This window comes from Nonomuraea sp. NPDC005730, assembly GCF_040630865.1.
Classification (GTDB): Bacteria; Actinomycetota; Actinomycetes; order Streptosporangiales; family Streptosporangiaceae; genus Nonomuraea.
This window is the reverse complement of record NZ_JBEXYK010000007.1, coordinates 133,016-146,502: the sequence shown is the minus strand read 5'-3', so window position 1 is coordinate 146,502 and position 13,487 is coordinate 133,016. Positions and strand designations below refer to the sequence as shown.

Sequence of the window (13,487 nt, the reverse complement as noted above, 5' to 3'; positions counted from 1 at the left end):
ACTGTCACTGATTCTTACTATATTGTCGTGCCATGACCACGACGGTGGAACTCACCAGATTCAGAGTGTCCCCGGAACGCGCCGGCCAGTTGCTGGCGGCCCGTCCGGGCATGCTCGCCGACTTCGCGGCCGACCGCGCCGGCTTCCTCGGCGCCCGGCTGGTCCGCCTGTCCGACGACGAATGGCTGGACATCGTCGACTGGCGCTCGGGCGACGACTTCGCCGCCTCCCGTGCCAAGGGCGCGAACCTGCCCGGCATCCAGAAGTTCTTCGACCTGATCGACGAGTTGATCTCCGCAGAAGAAGGGACATTGCGATGACCATCCTGATCACCGGTGCCACCGGCACCGTCTCCGGGGCCGTGCTGAAGTCGCTGGGCGACCTGAGCGACGTGCGCGTCCTGGTGCGCGACGCGGCCAAGGCCCCCGAGGGCGTCGAGGTGGCCGTCGGCGACCTCGACCAGCCCGCCACGCTCGACGCCGCCTTCGAGGGGGTCGACACCCTGTGGCTGCTGACCGCCATGGGCCCCCAGGCGCCCCATGCGAGCATGAACGCCCTCTGGGCGGCCAGGAAGGCGGGGGTGCGGCACGTCGTGCGCCTGTCGGCCATCGGAGCCGCCCACGACGCCCCCACCCGCAACGGCCGCCTGCACGCCCTGTCGGACGTCGAGCTGGCCGCCTCGGGCCTCGACTGGACCGTCATCCGTCCGGCCTTCTTCATGCAGAACCTGCTCGGCTCGGTCGCCGGCGACACCCTCTACGGCGGCACGGGCCAGGGCCGGATCGGGCTGATCGACGTCCGCGACATCGGCGACTTCGCCGCCGCGGTGCTGCGCGACCCGGGGTCCCACAAGGGGCGCACCTACACGCTCACGGGCCCGGCCAGTATCTCGCTGGGGGAGGCGGCCACCGCCCTGACCGACGTCTACGGCACGCCGATCGCCTACCAGCCCGTCGCCCCCGACGACGCCTACCGCTCGATGCTCGACGCCGGCATACGCGAATGGGACGCGGCCGTCACCAGGGAATACCTCAAGGCGTACGCGGCGGGCTGGGGCGACCGTACGACGACGGCCTTCACCGACGTGACCGGGCGCCCGGGCCGCACCTTCACCGAGTTCGCCAAGGACCATGCGGCCGAGCTGCGCCCCGCCGCCTGAGGGCCGGTCAGGAGTCGGTGAGGGCGATGAGGATGTGCTCCATGCAGGCGTGCCCGGCCCGCTCGGCCGCGGTGGCGTCGCCGGCGGCGATGGCGCGGGCGATGGCGTCGTGCGGGATATAGCTCTTGTTGAACGACGTGCCCGCGGCCGTGATGCTGGCCCGCAGGGCCGCCGAGAAGTCCTCGTAGAGGTCGATGAGCACGAGGTTGTGGGTGGCGTGCGCGACCGCCATGTGGAAGGCGAGGTCGGCCTCGACGAAGAAGTCGGGGTCGTCCAGCTCCCAGGCGCGGTCGCGTTCGGCCAGCGCGGCCTCGATGCGGCGGATGTCCTCGTCGGTGCGGCGGGTCGCGGCCAGTCGAGCGGACTCGACCTCCAGCGCGCGCCGCACCTCAAGGATCTCCAGCTGCTCGGCCTGGCGCAGCCGGCGCAGCATCGCCCCGGACAGCTCACTGGTCGCCCGGACGTAAGTGCCGTCCCCCTGACGGCACTCGAGCAGCCCGGCGTGCGTCAACGCGCGCACGGCCTCGCGAACGGTGTTGCGTCCCACCCCGAGCTGCTCGGCGAGCACGGTCTCGGTGGGGATCTTGCCGTTCATCTGCCACGACCCTGAGGTGATCTGCTCCTTGAGCTGATCGATCACCTGGTCGACGAGCGAAGCCCGCTGCGCCGTACGCAGACTCACAGTCCGCCTCCTCCGGGGAAACCAATCATCCTATGAGTCAATGACTGGTCGACCCTAATTATTCCAGACTCAAAAGTCCAAATCTGGAGCTCCCGGAGGTTCAGTGCGCGACCGTGGCCTCGACCGTCACCCCTGCCAACGCGGAGCGAACTCCGGCAGCTTCAAGGGCTTTACGATATGCGGCGGTCTGCTGTGCTCTTGCGCCGACCCTCCCGTAGAGGTCGCCCAGCTCGCGCCAGCAGCGGGCGGCCTGCCTGTCGGACCCGAACACCGGACGGTCGAGCGAGTCGAGCATCTCGTGCGCGGTACGCAACTGCGTCGTGGCACTGCCGTCGAGGTCGAGCGCGACGGTGGCGAGCACGAGGTTCGCCTCGGCCGGCGTGGTGCCCGAACCGTCGTGGGTCAGCCCCAGCGCCGTGGTGGCCAGCTCGGCGGCACCCGCCTGGTCACCCGCCCGCAGCCGCACCCGAGCGTGCGCGACCAGGCTCTCGCCGTGCTCGCGGACACTGCCGGGGGAGGACGCGAAGGCGCGCGACGCGGCGGCGGCCAGCCGCTCGGCCTCGTCGAGCGGCGCGGTGACCAGCCTGGACCAGTGCATGGCCGCCCGCGCGAGCTGCAGCGCGAGCCGGGACTGACGGCCCGCCATGATGGCGTCGTCGGCCAGGCGCACGGCCAGCGCGGAGTCCTCGCCGGCGGCGGCGGCGGAACTCGCCTGCCACAGGGCGTGGATCTCCTCGGAACGGTCCATAACTTCAGGAACGCCGCTGTTGTCCAGCACCCGCTTGACGTACTCGAGCTCGGGGGAGTCGCCCTGACGCTCGCTGCGCGCCTCGACCAGAGCGGTGGCCAGGTCGACCGCGATCTCGCCCTGCGAGATGGACAGCCGCTCGGCCTGCTCCAGCGCGGACGCGGCCAGGTCACGGGCCCTCAGCCGGTCGCCGGCCCGCTGGTAGCAGCGGCTCAGCGCGATCGTGAGCGGCAGGTCGGCCAGGCGCTCGGGATGCGCGGCGGCCTCCCTGCGCAGCCGTTCGAACGCCTCGACGGCCTGACCGAGACGCCCCTGGACCTCCAGCGCACGGGCCCGGCCGAAGCGGGCGTGCGCGGTGAGCATGGCGTTCTCCTCGTCGGCCGCCTTCACGATCTCCGTGAAGCGGTCGGCCGCCACCGCGGGGTCGCCGTGCTGCAGCTCCAGCTCGGCATGGCGAAGACCCAGCTCGGTGTCGATGCGCTGCCGTGGCTCGATGCCGTGCAGGAGGAACTCGGTGGTGCATCCCAGCCGCTCGGCGAGGAGGCGGGCCACGACAGGAGTCGGCGTACGCTTGCCCGACTCAATGAGCGAGACATAACTGTCAGACAGGTCGGGTCCGGCCAACTGGGCCTGGGACATCCGCCTGTTCAGCCGCAGTCCACGGACGCGGTCACCGATGGTTCCCTGACTCGGCATCTCATCTCTCAAGGCGGGGAAGGGTCAACAACACGCAATGATTGCATGAAGTAGCCGAATCTGGTATCCCCGCGTGAAGAATTTGCCACGCGGAGTTTAATCGTCGCTCTCGTCCTTGCTGGGGAAAAGCATCTGGCAGACCTCCAGGTAGAGGGTCTCCGGATACGGAATGTACTCGACCGTTGACAGAGCCTGGTCCTGACCAGCGGACTCGAGGATGAACTCGCCGTAACCGAGCATGCGGCCCAGGAGAGATCGCTGGAAGCTCATGTCGGTGACCTTGCCGAGCGGCATCATCGCGACCTTGCGTGTGATCAACCCGGTGGTGAGCAGCATCCGCTTGGACGTCACCACAAAGTAATCGACCGACCACTCCGCGACTTTCCACACGAAACGCACGAGCAGCAGCAGCCACAGCCACCAGACCACGACGAGCGCCGTGCCGCCGGACTCCCCTCCACCGAAGAACTTGCTGAGGAGCCCGGCGATGATCAGGCCGCCGAAGACCTCGGCGACCGGACGCAGCAGCACGGCGGGATGACGCCGCACCATGATGACCTGTTGTTCATTGGGGAGGAGGTAGCGGTTGACCGACGACGGAGCAGAGTCCCCGTGGGTCACCAGTCTCATGCGAGGTTGTTCACAAATTGGGCCAGAGAGTCGGCCGCGTTGAACACCGTGTCGAACGCCCCCTTCACCGCGTCTGCGGCATCAGCTGGTCGTGCGAACAGGTAGTACGCCACAAATGCGATCCCACTGTATGTGAGGACTTTTTTGACCTGCACTGTCGCCTCCGTGCCACTAACCCACTCCACCCGCCGTATACATTACCCACCCGGTAGCCGGGGTAAAGGTAACTTGGCGGGTTAGTTTTGATCTTGCTTAGCCACGTTCGCTGGCGACCAGCGCCAGGACGTGAAGGTGCTTCCGGGCGATGCGCTCCACAAGGCTCGGATGCGCATAGCCGGTTACCTCCAGCGCGCCGTAGTGCGCTGCTTCCACACAGCGCGTTACGGTGGTGGAGGAATGCACGCCGGCGAACTCGTCGCGCAGCGCGGCCTCGACCTCCGCGTACGGGGTCGGGTCGGCCTCGGTGTGCTCGCTCATGCGCCCTCCTGTGCCGGTCGCATGAGACGGGGCGCTGCTGTTGCCGGTCGCTCGCTCGTTCACGAGGACCCCTCGGCACCGGGCATGTCGCTCATCGTGCTTCCCCCACGCGCATGCGGAAGTTCCCTTCCTGTCTCTTCGTACCCACCCAACCACAGTATGTAACGAAGTGACGACCCAGCGTAAGGAGAAGGGGAGCCGATGGAAGGGTCAGACCACGCCGTAGAGGCGGTCGCCGGCGTCGCCGAGGCCGGGGATGATGTAGCCGCTCTCGTTGAGCCGCTCGTCGAGGGCGGCGGTGACCACGCGGATGGGCTTGCCCGAGTTGGCGAACACCTTGTCCATGTACGCCAGGCCCTCGGGGGCGGCCAGCAGGCAGATGGCCGTGACGTCGACCGCGCCCCGGTCGAACAGGAACTGCACGGCCGCGGCGAGCGTGCCGCCGGTGGCGAGCATCGGGTCGACGACGAAGCACTGACGCCCGGACAGGTCGTCGGGCAGGCGGGTGGCGTACGTCTCGGCCTGGAGGGTGGACTCGTTGCGGATCATGCCGAGGAAGCCGACCTCGGCGGTGGGCAGCAGCCGGGTCATGCCGTCGAGCATGCCGAGCCCGGCCCGCAGGATGGGCACGACCAGCGGCTGGGGCTTGGCCAGGCGCACGCCGTGGGCGGGGGAGACCGGGGTCTGGACGGTCACCTCGGTGACCCGGACGTCGCGCGTCGCCTCGTACGCCAGCAGCGTCACCAACTCGTCCGCGAGCCTGCGGAAGGTCGGCGAGTCGGTGCGGACATCGCGCAGCGTGGTGAGCTTGTGGGCCACGAGCGGATGGTCGACGACGAGGGTTTCCATAGAGGCCAACGGTATCCGCTGGACGGAGTGGTGGCATCCCGGGCCTTTGGTTTTGATCACAATTTGGTCGGAGAAGCACACGCCGCGTGGCCTGTTCTGGAACGATTGGGGTCTGGTGCGAACCTGTCGTGTCAGAGGCTCGGGTGGGGATGGCGATGACAGACGAAGATGCGCTCGACTTCGCCATAGTGATTTACCGCGAGGACGAGCGGTGGCACGCCGAGCTGCTGCCCGTCACGCTCACGTCCGACCTCCAGGGTCTGATCCAGGCTCTCAGGCAGCAGCCGAGCGAGAGCGGCACCATCGGCCTGATCGCCGTCGGCGACGAGTTCTTCGTGGCGTTGCGCGTGCTCGGCGACCGCGTCGACGTCTTCCTGTCCGACATCGCCGCCTCCTGGGACTTCCCGCTCGCCCGCCAGGTGCTGCACTACCTCGACGTGCCGGTCCCCGACGAGGAGGAGCTCGACGAGATCCTCCAGGACGAGGAGACCGTGCTGCCGGCGGGAGATCTGTCGATCTTCGCCGATCTCGGATTGGACGAGATGGAGCTGGGCATCCTCTCCGGCGACATCGATCTCCTCCCCGAAGATGTGCTGTCCAGCATCGCCGCGCGGCTCGGCTTCTCCGAGCCGTTCGAGCGTGCCATCGAATCGGTCTTCGGCTGACCCCCCTGGAGTGCGGGCATGGCGTCCAACACCTTCTCTGCGGCTTTTGTCAGGACTTCTGACGGCTGGACCGGCGCAGAGGTCGATCTGCGGGACGCGGAGATCGTCGACGACTTCGGTGACGCCGTCATCGAGACCCTGGGTCTGACGGGCGACGAGCTGGCCCTGCTCTGCGTCGAGGTCGAGGACGAATGGTTCGCCATCGCCCGCTACCGCGGCGAGGACGAGCCCCGGGTGTTCCTGTCGGACGTGCACGCCATCGTCTCCAACAGCATGGGGGAGCTGTTCGCCGAGTTCGCCGGCGTTGCCCCCGACAAGGAGGGCAACGGGCTCGGCGTGCGTCCCGCCGGTGACTTCGAGCTGCTCAGCGACCTCGGCGTGAGCTCGGAGGAGCTGCTGGAGCTGAGCATGGAGGAGGGCCTGCTGCCCGCCGACATCCTCTCGGTGATCGCCGAGCGGCTGTCGTTCGCCGACGAGCTCGACCGGTTGCGTTGACCCACGAGGAAGCGATGCGCCTGGCCCTGGCCGAGGCCGTCGCGGCCGGCGGCAGAGGCGAGATCCCCGTCGGCGCCGTCGTGCTCGGCCCGCTCGGCGAGGTGCTGGCCGCGGCGGGCAACGACCGCGAGTCCGCCGCCGATCCCACCGCGCACGCCGAGGTGCTCGCGCTCAGGCGGGCCGCCGCGCTGCGCGGGCAGTGGCGGTTGAGCGGCTGCACGCTGGTGGTCACCCTGGAGCCGTGCACGATGTGCGCGGGCGCGTCCGTGCTCGCCCGGGTGGACCGGATCGTGTACGGCGCCGTCGACGCGAAGGCCGGCGCCGTGGGCTCGCTCTGGGACGTCGTACGCGACCGGAGGCTCAACCATCGGCCCGAGGTCGTCATGGGCGTCTTGGCCGGAGAATGCTCTGCCGTCCTCAAGGAGTTCTTCGCTACTCGGAGAATCCGGTAAGCTCGTCCGCGGTGGTGTCGCCTAGTGGCCGAGGGCGCACGCCTCGAAAGCGTGTGATGGGGCAACTCATCCGTGGGTTCAAATCCCACCACCACCGCCATCGGGCCTCCGACGACCTCGGAGGCCCTTTTCTTTGCCCTCAGGGCTGCTGGGTGGGCCCGTCGGCGGGCGGATTCAGGTTGAGCTGGATGTCCGGCGGGCTGTCCTCGACGACCTGCGTCTGGACCGTCTCGCCGACGCGGGCCTCCGGGCGGCCGTCGTCGGTCAGGACGAAGAACAGCGCACCGCAGGCGCTCAGGAGCAGCAGCGGCAGCCCGATGGCCAGCAGCACGATCAGGTTGCGATTGTCGAGCGGCTCGGGCTCCTCGACGTACTCGTGCGCCGGCGGCTGCGCGTAGTAGGGCGGCGGGCCGTATCCGGGTGGTGGCCACGACCCGTGTGGCGGTGGATACGACACGGCATTCTCCGAACGATGTTGAAAGACGCGGACGTGACACACGGCACGTCGATCAGGTTGACACATGAAAAAGGGAGCCGCGAATGGCGGCTCCCTTTTCCGGCGCGTTTCAGTTGGGCAGATCCAGGACCCTGGCGTGCAGGATCGACCGTTGGTGCAGGGCCGCACGCAGGGCCCGGTGGAGGCCGTCCTCCAGATAGAGCTCGCCCTTCCACTGCACCACGTGCGGGAACAGGTCGCCGTAGAAAGTGGAGTCGGCGGCGAGCAACGAGTGCAGGTCCAGCATGGCCTTCGTGGTGATCAACGAGTCGAGCCGGACCTGCCTGGGAGGGATCTGCGCCCACTCTCGGTTCGTCAGACCGTGTTCGGGATAAGGGCGTCCGTCGCCGACGAGCTTGAAGATCACCCACCTCATTTTAGGAGAGAATTCGACCTGCTGCGTTGTCGGGGGCTATCGGCCCAGCTCAGACTGTTCACAGTCGCCCGGCCGGCCGTTTTGGTAGCCGCGCTGGAAGGCGTTGACGCGTTGCTCGGACGAGCCGTGCGTAAACGATTCGGGATCGATTCTGCCGCTCGTGCGTTGCTGGATTCTGTCGTCGCCCACGGCGGCCGCGGCGTCCAGGGCCTCGGCGATTTCCGTCTGGGTGAACGGCTTTTCGTAGAAGCCGGTGCGGACGGCGTTGTGCGCCCAGACGCCCGCGTAACAGTCGGCCTGAAGCTCGACGGGGACCGAGCTGCCGGTGTCCGACTGGAGGGCGCCGCGCAGGTCCTGGACGTGGTGGCCGTATTCGTGGGCGATCACGTACGCCTGGGCGAAGGGGCCGCCCTTGGCGCCGAACTGGCTGTGGAGCTGGTCGAAGAAGCTCAGGTCGAGGTAGACGCGCTGGTCGCTCGGGCAGTAGAACGGCCCGACGGCGGAGCTGGCCGCGCCGCAGCCGGTACGGAGGCTGCCGGAGTACAGGACCGTCTTCGACTGCCGGTAGTCGGAGATCTCCTGCTTCCAGTAGTCCTGGATGCTGTTGACCACGCCCACGACGCGGCACTTCTCCGACTGGTCGGCGTCCTTGCCCGTCTTGCACTCCTCGGCGAGTTTGGCCGGGGGTTGCTTCTGCGCCGGCTCGCCGCCGCCGTCCCCGCCGCCCAGGTTGTTGAGCACGAACACCAGCACTAAGGCGATCAGGCCGACGATGCCGCCGCCCCCGAGGACCATGCCGCCGGGGAAGCCGCCGCCCGAGAACCCGCCGCCACCGCGACCGCCGACGTCCTCGACCTGCGACGAGTCGAGGTTGACGTCGTCCTTGAAATCCATATCTGACGTCCCTTCTGGGTGCTGCCCGCTAGAGGACTTCCCCAGGAGGGCGCCTAGATGCCATCCGAGAAGGTGTCACATCTGTCCGGGAGGCCGCTGTCGTACCCGACGCTGAACCACTTCTCGCGTTGCTGCGAGGTGCCGTGGGTGAACGCGTCGGGCGTGACGCGGCCCTGCGAGCGGCGCTGGATGCTGTCGTCACCGACCGCCGCGGCGGCGTCGAGGGCCTGGTTGATGTCGGCCGGTGTGAACGGCTCGCGGTAGAAGCCCGTCTTGACCGCGTTGTGCGCCCAGACGCCGGCGTAGCAGTCGGCCTGCAGCTCCAGGCGCACGGACGCGCTGCCGGCGCCCGGTCTGCTGTTGTTGCCGACCTTGTCCATGGTGCCGAGCAGGTTCTGGACGTGGTGGCCGTACTCGTGGGCGACCACGTATGCCTGGGCGAACGGGCCGCCCTCGGCGCCGAAGTCGCGCTGGAGCGTGTCGAAGAAGGCCAGGTCCAGGTAGACCTTGCGGTCGCGCGGGCAGTAGAACGGGCCCACGGCCGAGTCGGCGGGGCCGCAGCCGGTGTTCACGGCCCGCGAGAACAGCACGGTCTTGGCCGGCGTGTACTGCTTGTCGCGTTCCTTGAACTCCTGCCGCCAGTAGGACTGGATGCTGTTCACCGTGCCGACGATCCGGCAGTCCTCCGCCTGGTCGGCGTCGGCGCCCGTTCGGCAGCGTTCGGCCAGGTTGCCGCTGGGGGAGAGCTGGCCGGGGGCGCTCGGGTAGCGTCCGCCGCCCTGCTCGCCGCCCTCGTCGCCGCTGAACGGCGTGGGGGCGAGCTTGAACAGGAACAGCCCGGCCACCGCCAGGACCAGCAGCAGGCAGCCGCCGCCACGGCCGCCGATGGGCAGCATGCAGCCGCCGCCCGGCATCCCGCCCCAGCCGCCGCCGCCCCGGCCGGGCTGGGAGCCGGTGGCCCGGACGTCCTCGACCTGTGAGGGGTCGAGTGGCGCGTCATCGTCGAACTGCATGCTCTGAGTCATCCCCCGTAGTCGGGTGATTACGCAAAGCAATGTGCGGGACTGGGATTTTCTGCGACTTGTCCGCTAATCTGCCGCCATGACGGGTGGCTTGGTGGGGATCGCGCTGGTGTCCCTGGGCATGGTCCTGACGCCCGGACCGAACATGATCTATCTGGTCTCCCGCTCGATCAGCCAGGGGCGTCGTGCCGGGCTGATCTCGCTCGTCGGCGTCGCGCTGGGGTTCATGGCGTACCTGACGGCGACGTGCCTCGGGCTGACGGCCGTGTTCGCGTACGTGCCGGTGGCCTACACGGCGTTGAAGCTGGCCGGGGCCGCGTACCTGCTCTGGATGGCCTGGAACGCGGTAAGGCCGGGCGGCGCCTCGGTCTTCCAGCCGCGCGAGCTGGCGGTCGAGAGGCCGCGGAAACTGTTCGCCATGGGGCTGTTCACCTGCCTGCTGAACCCCAAGATCGCGATCCTGTACCTGTCGCTGCTGCCGCAGTTCATCGACCCCGCCATGGGGCACGTGCTGCTGCAGAGTCTCGCGCTCGGCTCGGTGCAGATCGCGATCGGCACGCTGGTCAACGCGCTGATCGCGATCTCGGCCGGCGGCCTCGCCGCCTTCCTCGCCCGCCGTCCGGTGTGGCTGCGGGTGCAGCGGTACGCGATGGGCACCGTGCTCGGCGTCTTCGCCGTACGGATGGTCGCCGACCGCTCCAAGGCGCTCGTACCGGCCTGAACGGGCTCTACTGGCTCACCTGGGCCCTGAAACGCTCGTGGGCCGCCTGCTTGGAGATCCCCATCGCCTCGCCGATCTCCGCCCAGGAGGCGCCGTTGTCCCGCGCCCCGGCGACGGCCTGGTCGAGCAGCGTCCGCTGCCAGCTCTCCACCTGGGACAGCAGGGTGAGCGCGGCCAGCGGCCGGTCGGCCGCGAGCTTGACGACCTGCTCGCACAGCAGGTTCGACCTGGTCACCAGCCAGCCGGGCGGGGCGGCGGCGAGCAGCGGCGGCGTGTGCCTGCTCCACCACCGGTACTCCGCCTCCTTGGCCCCCTCCGGCGTCGCCGGATACCGCCGCCGATCGGTCCATCCGCACGAACAGGCGGCCTGGTACCCGACGAACGTCCTGGTGAAGGCGCTGGACGACGAGGCCGGCTCGCCATCGGGCAGAACGGGCGCGACGAACCCCTCGTGCCCGGGAAGATCGGCGGTGCTCAAGGTCATGACCGTCAAGATATCCTGACGATTCTAGTTCTCGCCACCCCTTCCGTGCGTGCTCCTGCCCGCGTCAGCCCGGCCAGGTCTGCTCCGAGCACAGGACCCGACGCGCCCCTTCCCGGCGGCGCCTGAACCCCGTACCCACCGCACGGCCACCGCACCACCACAGGAGAACGACCATGGCATCGACCTCGGTCAGCGGCCTGCTGCCCGCCTCCCCGCAGCGGGTCTGGGACCTCATCGGCGGGTTCCACTCCCTGCCCGACTGGCTCCCCTACATTCCCGAGAGCACCATGCTCGAAGGCGGCCGCGTCCGCCGGCTGGCGAACCCGGACGGCGAGGTGATCACCGAACGCCTGATGCACTTCAGCGAGGGTCCGTGAGCACGTCAGCAGAACATCGGCGCTCCGGCGTTCTTCGGGACCTCCGGCATGGAGTCGACGACCCTCACCGTCATCACCGCCATGCTGCCGCTCGGGATCTCCTTGACCTGGCCGCCCTCCTGCCGGCCGATCCAGCTCCGGTAGCCGAGGAACCGGTACGTGGCCGGCTCGAAGATGAGCTCCCCACGCTCCCAGCCGCCGGGGCTCTCCGACTTGAGCGAGGCGCCCACCCCGTGTCGTCCGGCGGTGTCGGTGAGGTCGGGGACGACGGTCACGGCCGGCAGCTTCGACAGCGCGCCGAAGACCGTGGCCCTGGTCCGGGAGGGGATGAGCGGGGTCTCCGCCAGCCTGAGCAACTGGCTCGCGATGACCTTCTCGACCCGCATGTTGATCTCGTCCTGGCCCAGGTCCGTCTCTCCTCGCCTGAGCTGGTCGGACCGGACGAACGCCGCCGCGCCGTGGCGGATCTTCGCCAGCAGCCCATCGGGATCGGCGGGCAGATCGGCGGCCTGCGGAGGCAGGCCCAGGGGGCTCTCGGGGCACTGTCCCGCGCGCTCGTACTCCACTGTTCCCGGCGACTGCACACGCTCCGGGTTCCGTCCGGTGATCACGTGTGTCCGTCCGTACGTCGAGCGCGTCAGGGCGGCCCTGCCGGGATCCCCGGCGGGCATCCATATCTCTCGGCGCAGCTCCTGGGTGTACTCGCCTTCGGAGCCGCCGGCGAACGTCACGACCTTCTGATCGACGTAGAAGTACTGCCCCGGTCCGGGCCGTACGTCCTCCTGCGCCGCTGCCGAGGCCGCATGCCTGAGCAACTCGGCGGCACCGGCCGGAGCGGCCCCGAACGGAGCTGCGTCGTCACCTCCACGCACCATGACCAGGGCCGCGGTCACCGCCGCCGCCAGGCCCACGGCCACGCCGGCCCTCAGCGCCAGTCGGCCGCTCAGGAATCCGCGAGCCGGCCGCTGACGTGACCGCGACGGCTGACGGTGACCACCGCCGGCGCGCTCCGCGTCGACCTCTTCGGCCACCAGCACCCATGCACGGGCGGTCACCTCGGGCGCGGGTCCGGGCAGGCTGTCGTGGTGGGCCTTGATCACTTCGAGTTCGTCCGTCACAGTGCCTCCCCGGCGGGACCGATGATCTTGCGGAGCTTCTTGCGGGCGCGGTTGAGACGTGATCCCACCGTTCCCTGAGGTATGCCGAGGGCTTCGGCCACCTCGTCGTAGCCGAGTTGGGCGCAGGCGACCAGCAACAGGACGTCCCTGTCCCCGGCGGAGAGCCGGGCGAGCCCCGCGGCCAGCAGCGGCTGCATGACCGCCGCGGAGACCCGTTGCGCCACGCGTTCGTCGTGACTGGCGATCTCCGTGGTGGTGTCGGCGCTTCTGGCCAGCGCCCGGTATCTGCGCGCCTCGCTGCGATGGTGCTCGGCGACCAGGTTGGAGACGATGCCGTACAGCCAGGGGCGGGCGCTGGGACGGGTCAGGTCGAAGCGGTCCCGGTCGCGGAAGGCACGCAGAAAGGTCTCCGCGGCGAGGTCGTCCGCGGCCGACTCGCCCAGGCGCAGGTGGACATAGCGGTGGATGGATGCGAAATAGCGATCGAAGACGGCGCCGAAGCGATCCGGGTCACGCCGCGACGCCGCAATCACCTGGGCGTCGGTGTCCTGGCTGGTCGGCGCCGGGTTCGGGGGAGGTGGCATGCATGCTGGCCTTTCAGGCGGTTGCATCGGAACACCCGTTGTTCGGCGATCCCCCGATTCGTCTTCACGGCCCATCAGGGTTCATCGCGTCGCGCGTCCCAGTGATTGCCGATGACCCGAAGATGACCGCATGCCCGCGATCTCCCGAACCCGCCACAGCACCAAAGCCCCTTGTCAGGAGACGACTGAGGCTGGAAATGCAGAAGGGCCATGCCGTTGACCTGGCATGGCCCTTCTGGACTGGCGGAGGATAGGGGATTTGAACCCCTGATAGGTTGCCCTATACACGCTTTCCAAGCGTGCGCCCTCGGCCACTAGGCGAATCCTCCGCCGACGAGCTTACCGGACTTCCAGCACTGTGGTGACCGCGATTTTTCCAGGACATGCTCAACCCCGAACCGTGGAGCGAGCACTGCTGAGGCCGGTTAGACTGTCCAGGGACCCCTCGCGCGGCGTCATCCTGTGAACCTCCCCAGGGCCGGAAGGCAGCAAGGATAAGCGGGCTCTGGCGGGTGTGCGGGGGGTCTCTTCGTTGAGAGCCCCCTCGCAGGCGGGATGGTCG

Annotated in this window: 19 protein-coding genes, 2 tRNA genes and 1 other RNA gene; 9 read left to right on the top strand and 13 right to left on the bottom strand. The window is 68.9% G+C overall.

The features are described from left to right. Positions 1 to 32: 32 nt before the first annotated feature. Both ABZ444_RS12720 and ABZ444_RS12715 read left to right on the top strand, forming a co-directional pair. Positions 33 to 320, top strand: coding sequence for an antibiotic biosynthesis monooxygenase (locus ABZ444_RS12720; RefSeq protein WP_352318454.1), 288 nt, complete (start codon positions 33 to 35; stop codon positions 318 to 320). Then, entirely contained in the window at positions 317 to 1,159 is an 843-nt protein-coding gene (locus tag ABZ444_RS12715; RefSeq protein WP_357995120.1) for an SDR family oxidoreductase, read from the top strand. The genes ABZ444_RS12720 and ABZ444_RS12715 overlap by 4 nt, the downstream gene beginning before the upstream one ends. 7 nt (positions 1,160 to 1,166) lie before the next feature. Here ABZ444_RS12715 and ABZ444_RS12710 read toward each other — a convergent pair whose 3' ends face one another. The 5 genes from ABZ444_RS12710 to upp form a co-directional block, all read right to left on the bottom strand. Beyond that, positions 1,167 to 1,841, bottom strand: coding sequence for a FadR/GntR family transcriptional regulator (locus ABZ444_RS12710; protein ID WP_352318450.1), 675 nt, complete (start codon positions 1,839 to 1,841; stop codon positions 1,167 to 1,169). 100 nt (positions 1,842 to 1,941) lie between these two features. Next, positions 1,942 to 3,285 (bottom strand): helix-turn-helix transcriptional regulator, encoded by a 1,344-nt coding sequence (locus ABZ444_RS12705; protein ID WP_357995118.1) that lies wholly within the window; start codon positions 3,283 to 3,285, stop codon positions 1,942 to 1,944. Positions 3,286 to 3,381: 96 nt separating this feature from the next. Next, positions 3,382 to 3,915: a PH domain-containing protein gene (locus ABZ444_RS12700; RefSeq protein ID WP_357973922.1), complete on the bottom strand. Its 534-nt coding sequence runs from the start codon at positions 3,913 to 3,915 to the stop codon at positions 3,382 to 3,384. Between the two features lie 252 nt (positions 3,916 to 4,167). Further along, positions 4,168 to 4,392: a hypothetical protein gene (locus ABZ444_RS12695; RefSeq protein ID WP_352318442.1), complete on the bottom strand. Its 225-nt coding sequence runs from the start codon at positions 4,390 to 4,392 to the stop codon at positions 4,168 to 4,170. A gap of 210 nt (positions 4,393 to 4,602) precedes the next feature. Beyond that, positions 4,603 to 5,241 (bottom strand): uracil phosphoribosyltransferase, encoded by a 639-nt coding sequence (gene upp / locus ABZ444_RS12690; protein ID WP_357995116.1) that lies wholly within the window; start codon positions 5,239 to 5,241, stop codon positions 4,603 to 4,605. Between the two features lie 155 nt (positions 5,242 to 5,396). Between upp and ABZ444_RS12685 the strand changes: the two genes are divergently transcribed. From ABZ444_RS12685 to ABZ444_RS12670, 4 genes are all read left to right on the top strand, one after another. Continuing rightward, on the top strand, positions 5,397 to 5,906 hold the full coding sequence (locus ABZ444_RS12685; protein ID WP_357973918.1) for a tRNA adenosine deaminase-associated protein: 510 nt from the start codon (positions 5,397 to 5,399) through the stop codon (positions 5,904 to 5,906). 18 nt (positions 5,907 to 5,924) lie between these two features. Further along, the gene (locus ABZ444_RS12680; protein ID WP_357995114.1) at positions 5,925 to 6,401 is read left to right on the top strand and encodes a tRNA adenosine deaminase-associated protein; all 477 of its coding nucleotides are present in this window, start codon (positions 5,925 to 5,927) and stop codon (positions 6,399 to 6,401) included. Then, complete coding sequence (gene tadA, locus ABZ444_RS12675) at positions 6,398 to 6,853, top strand: tRNA adenosine(34) deaminase TadA (protein WP_357973914.1); 456 nt, start codon at positions 6,398 to 6,400, stop codon at positions 6,851 to 6,853. The genes ABZ444_RS12680 and tadA overlap by 4 nt, the downstream gene beginning before the upstream one ends. Positions 6,854 to 6,863: 10 nt before the next feature. After that, positions 6,864 to 6,953, top strand: a tRNA-Ser gene (locus ABZ444_RS12670). A 39-nt stretch (positions 6,954 to 6,992) separates the two neighbouring features. Here ABZ444_RS12670 and ABZ444_RS12665 read toward each other — a convergent pair. The 4 genes from ABZ444_RS12665 to ABZ444_RS12650 all read right to left on the bottom strand — a co-directional run bounded on the left by ABZ444_RS12665 (position 6,993) and on the right by ABZ444_RS12650 (position 9,632). Next, positions 6,993 to 7,310 (bottom strand): hypothetical protein, encoded by a 318-nt coding sequence (locus ABZ444_RS12665; RefSeq protein WP_357995112.1) that lies wholly within the window; start codon positions 7,308 to 7,310, stop codon positions 6,993 to 6,995. Positions 7,311 to 7,419: 109 nt separating this feature from the next. After that, positions 7,420 to 7,716: a type II toxin-antitoxin system VapB family antitoxin gene (locus ABZ444_RS12660; RefSeq protein ID WP_357995110.1), complete on the bottom strand. Its 297-nt coding sequence runs from the start codon at positions 7,714 to 7,716 to the stop codon at positions 7,420 to 7,422. A 45-nt stretch (positions 7,717 to 7,761) separates the two neighbouring features. Next, positions 7,762 to 8,619, bottom strand: coding sequence for a neutral zinc metallopeptidase (locus tag ABZ444_RS12655; RefSeq protein WP_357995108.1), 858 nt, complete (start codon positions 8,617 to 8,619; stop codon positions 7,762 to 7,764). Positions 8,620 to 8,672: 53 nt separating this feature from the next. After that, positions 8,673 to 9,632: a neutral zinc metallopeptidase gene (locus tag ABZ444_RS12650; RefSeq protein ID WP_357995106.1), complete on the bottom strand. Its 960-nt coding sequence runs from the start codon at positions 9,630 to 9,632 to the stop codon at positions 8,673 to 8,675. Positions 9,633 to 9,720: 88 nt separating this feature from the next. Here ABZ444_RS12650 and ABZ444_RS12645 point away from each other — a divergent pair, with 88 nt between their 5' ends. Beyond that, positions 9,721 to 10,362, top strand: a complete 642-nt coding sequence (locus ABZ444_RS12645) for a LysE family translocator (RefSeq protein WP_357995104.1) — start codon at positions 9,721 to 9,723, stop codon at positions 10,360 to 10,362. A gap of 7 nt (positions 10,363 to 10,369) precedes the next feature. Here ABZ444_RS12645 and ABZ444_RS12640 read toward each other — a convergent pair whose 3' ends face one another. Next, positions 10,370 to 10,846, bottom strand: coding sequence for a hypothetical protein (locus ABZ444_RS12640; protein ID WP_357995102.1), 477 nt, complete (start codon positions 10,844 to 10,846; stop codon positions 10,370 to 10,372). 173 nt (positions 10,847 to 11,019) lie between these two features. Between ABZ444_RS12640 and ABZ444_RS12635 the strand changes: the two genes are divergently transcribed. Next, positions 11,020 to 11,223, top strand: coding sequence for an SRPBCC family protein (locus ABZ444_RS12635; RefSeq protein WP_357995100.1), 204 nt, complete (start codon positions 11,020 to 11,022; stop codon positions 11,221 to 11,223). Between the two features lie 5 nt (positions 11,224 to 11,228). On the opposite strand, the gene ABZ444_RS12630 is transcribed toward ABZ444_RS12635, so the two are convergent. The 3 genes from ABZ444_RS12630 to ABZ444_RS12620 all read right to left on the bottom strand — a co-directional run bounded on the left by ABZ444_RS12630 (position 11,229) and on the right by ABZ444_RS12620 (position 13,254). Further along, a complete protein-coding gene (locus ABZ444_RS12630) occupies positions 11,229 to 12,341 on the bottom strand; it encodes a CU044_5270 family protein (RefSeq protein WP_357995098.1) in 1,113 nt (370 codons plus the stop codon). After that, complete coding sequence (locus ABZ444_RS12625; RefSeq protein ID WP_357995096.1) at positions 12,338 to 12,925, bottom strand: RNA polymerase sigma factor; 588 nt, start codon at positions 12,923 to 12,925, stop codon at positions 12,338 to 12,340. Before ABZ444_RS12625 ends, ABZ444_RS12630 begins: the two co-directional genes overlap by 4 nt. 241 nt (positions 12,926 to 13,166) lie before the next feature. Further along, a tRNA-Ser gene (locus ABZ444_RS12620) sits at positions 13,167 to 13,254 on the bottom strand. A 107-nt stretch (positions 13,255 to 13,361) separates the two neighbouring features. Here ABZ444_RS12620 and ffs point away from each other — a divergent pair. Continuing rightward, positions 13,362 to 13,457: signal recognition particle sRNA small type (gene ffs, locus ABZ444_RS12615), an RNA gene on the top strand. Positions 13,458 to 13,487 lie beyond the last annotated feature (30 nt).

Coding starts and splice junctions, on each gene's coding strand:
- ABZ444_RS12720 (WP_352318454.1), top strand. CDS start 33: ATGACCACGACGGTGGAACTCACCAGATTCAGAGTGTCCCCGGAACGC.
- ABZ444_RS12715 (WP_357995120.1), top strand. CDS start 317: ATGACCATCCTGATCACCGGTGCCACCGGCACCGTCTCCGGGGCCGTG.
- ABZ444_RS12705 (WP_357995118.1), bottom strand. CDS start 3,285: ATGCCGAGTCAGGGAACCATCGGTGACCGCGTCCGTGGACTGCGGCTG.
- ABZ444_RS12700 (WP_357973922.1), bottom strand. CDS start 3,915: ATGAGACTGGTGACCCACGGGGACTCTGCTCCGTCGTCGGTCAACCGC.
- ABZ444_RS12695 (WP_352318442.1), bottom strand. CDS start 4,392: ATGAGCGAGCACACCGAGGCCGACCCGACCCCGTACGCGGAGGTCGAG.
- upp (WP_357995116.1), bottom strand. CDS start 5,241: ATGGAAACCCTCGTCGTCGACCATCCGCTCGTGGCCCACAAGCTCACC.
- ABZ444_RS12685 (WP_357973918.1), top strand. CDS start 5,397: ATGACAGACGAAGATGCGCTCGACTTCGCCATAGTGATTTACCGCGAG.
- ABZ444_RS12680 (WP_357995114.1), top strand. CDS start 5,925: ATGGCGTCCAACACCTTCTCTGCGGCTTTTGTCAGGACTTCTGACGGC.
- ABZ444_RS12655 (WP_357995108.1), bottom strand. CDS start 8,619: ATGGATTTCAAGGACGACGTCAACCTCGACTCGTCGCAGGTCGAGGAC.
- ABZ444_RS12650 (WP_357995106.1), bottom strand. CDS start 9,632: ATGCAGTTCGACGATGACGCGCCACTCGACCCCTCACAGGTCGAGGAC.
- ABZ444_RS12645 (WP_357995104.1), top strand. CDS start 9,721: ATGACGGGTGGCTTGGTGGGGATCGCGCTGGTGTCCCTGGGCATGGTC.
- ABZ444_RS12640 (WP_357995102.1), bottom strand. CDS start 10,846: ATGACCTTGAGCACCGCCGATCTTCCCGGGCACGAGGGGTTCGTCGCG.
- ABZ444_RS12635 (WP_357995100.1), top strand. CDS start 11,020: ATGGCATCGACCTCGGTCAGCGGCCTGCTGCCCGCCTCCCCGCAGCGG.
- ABZ444_RS12625 (WP_357995096.1), bottom strand. CDS start 12,925: ATGCCACCTCCCCCGAACCCGGCGCCGACCAGCCAGGACACCGACGCC.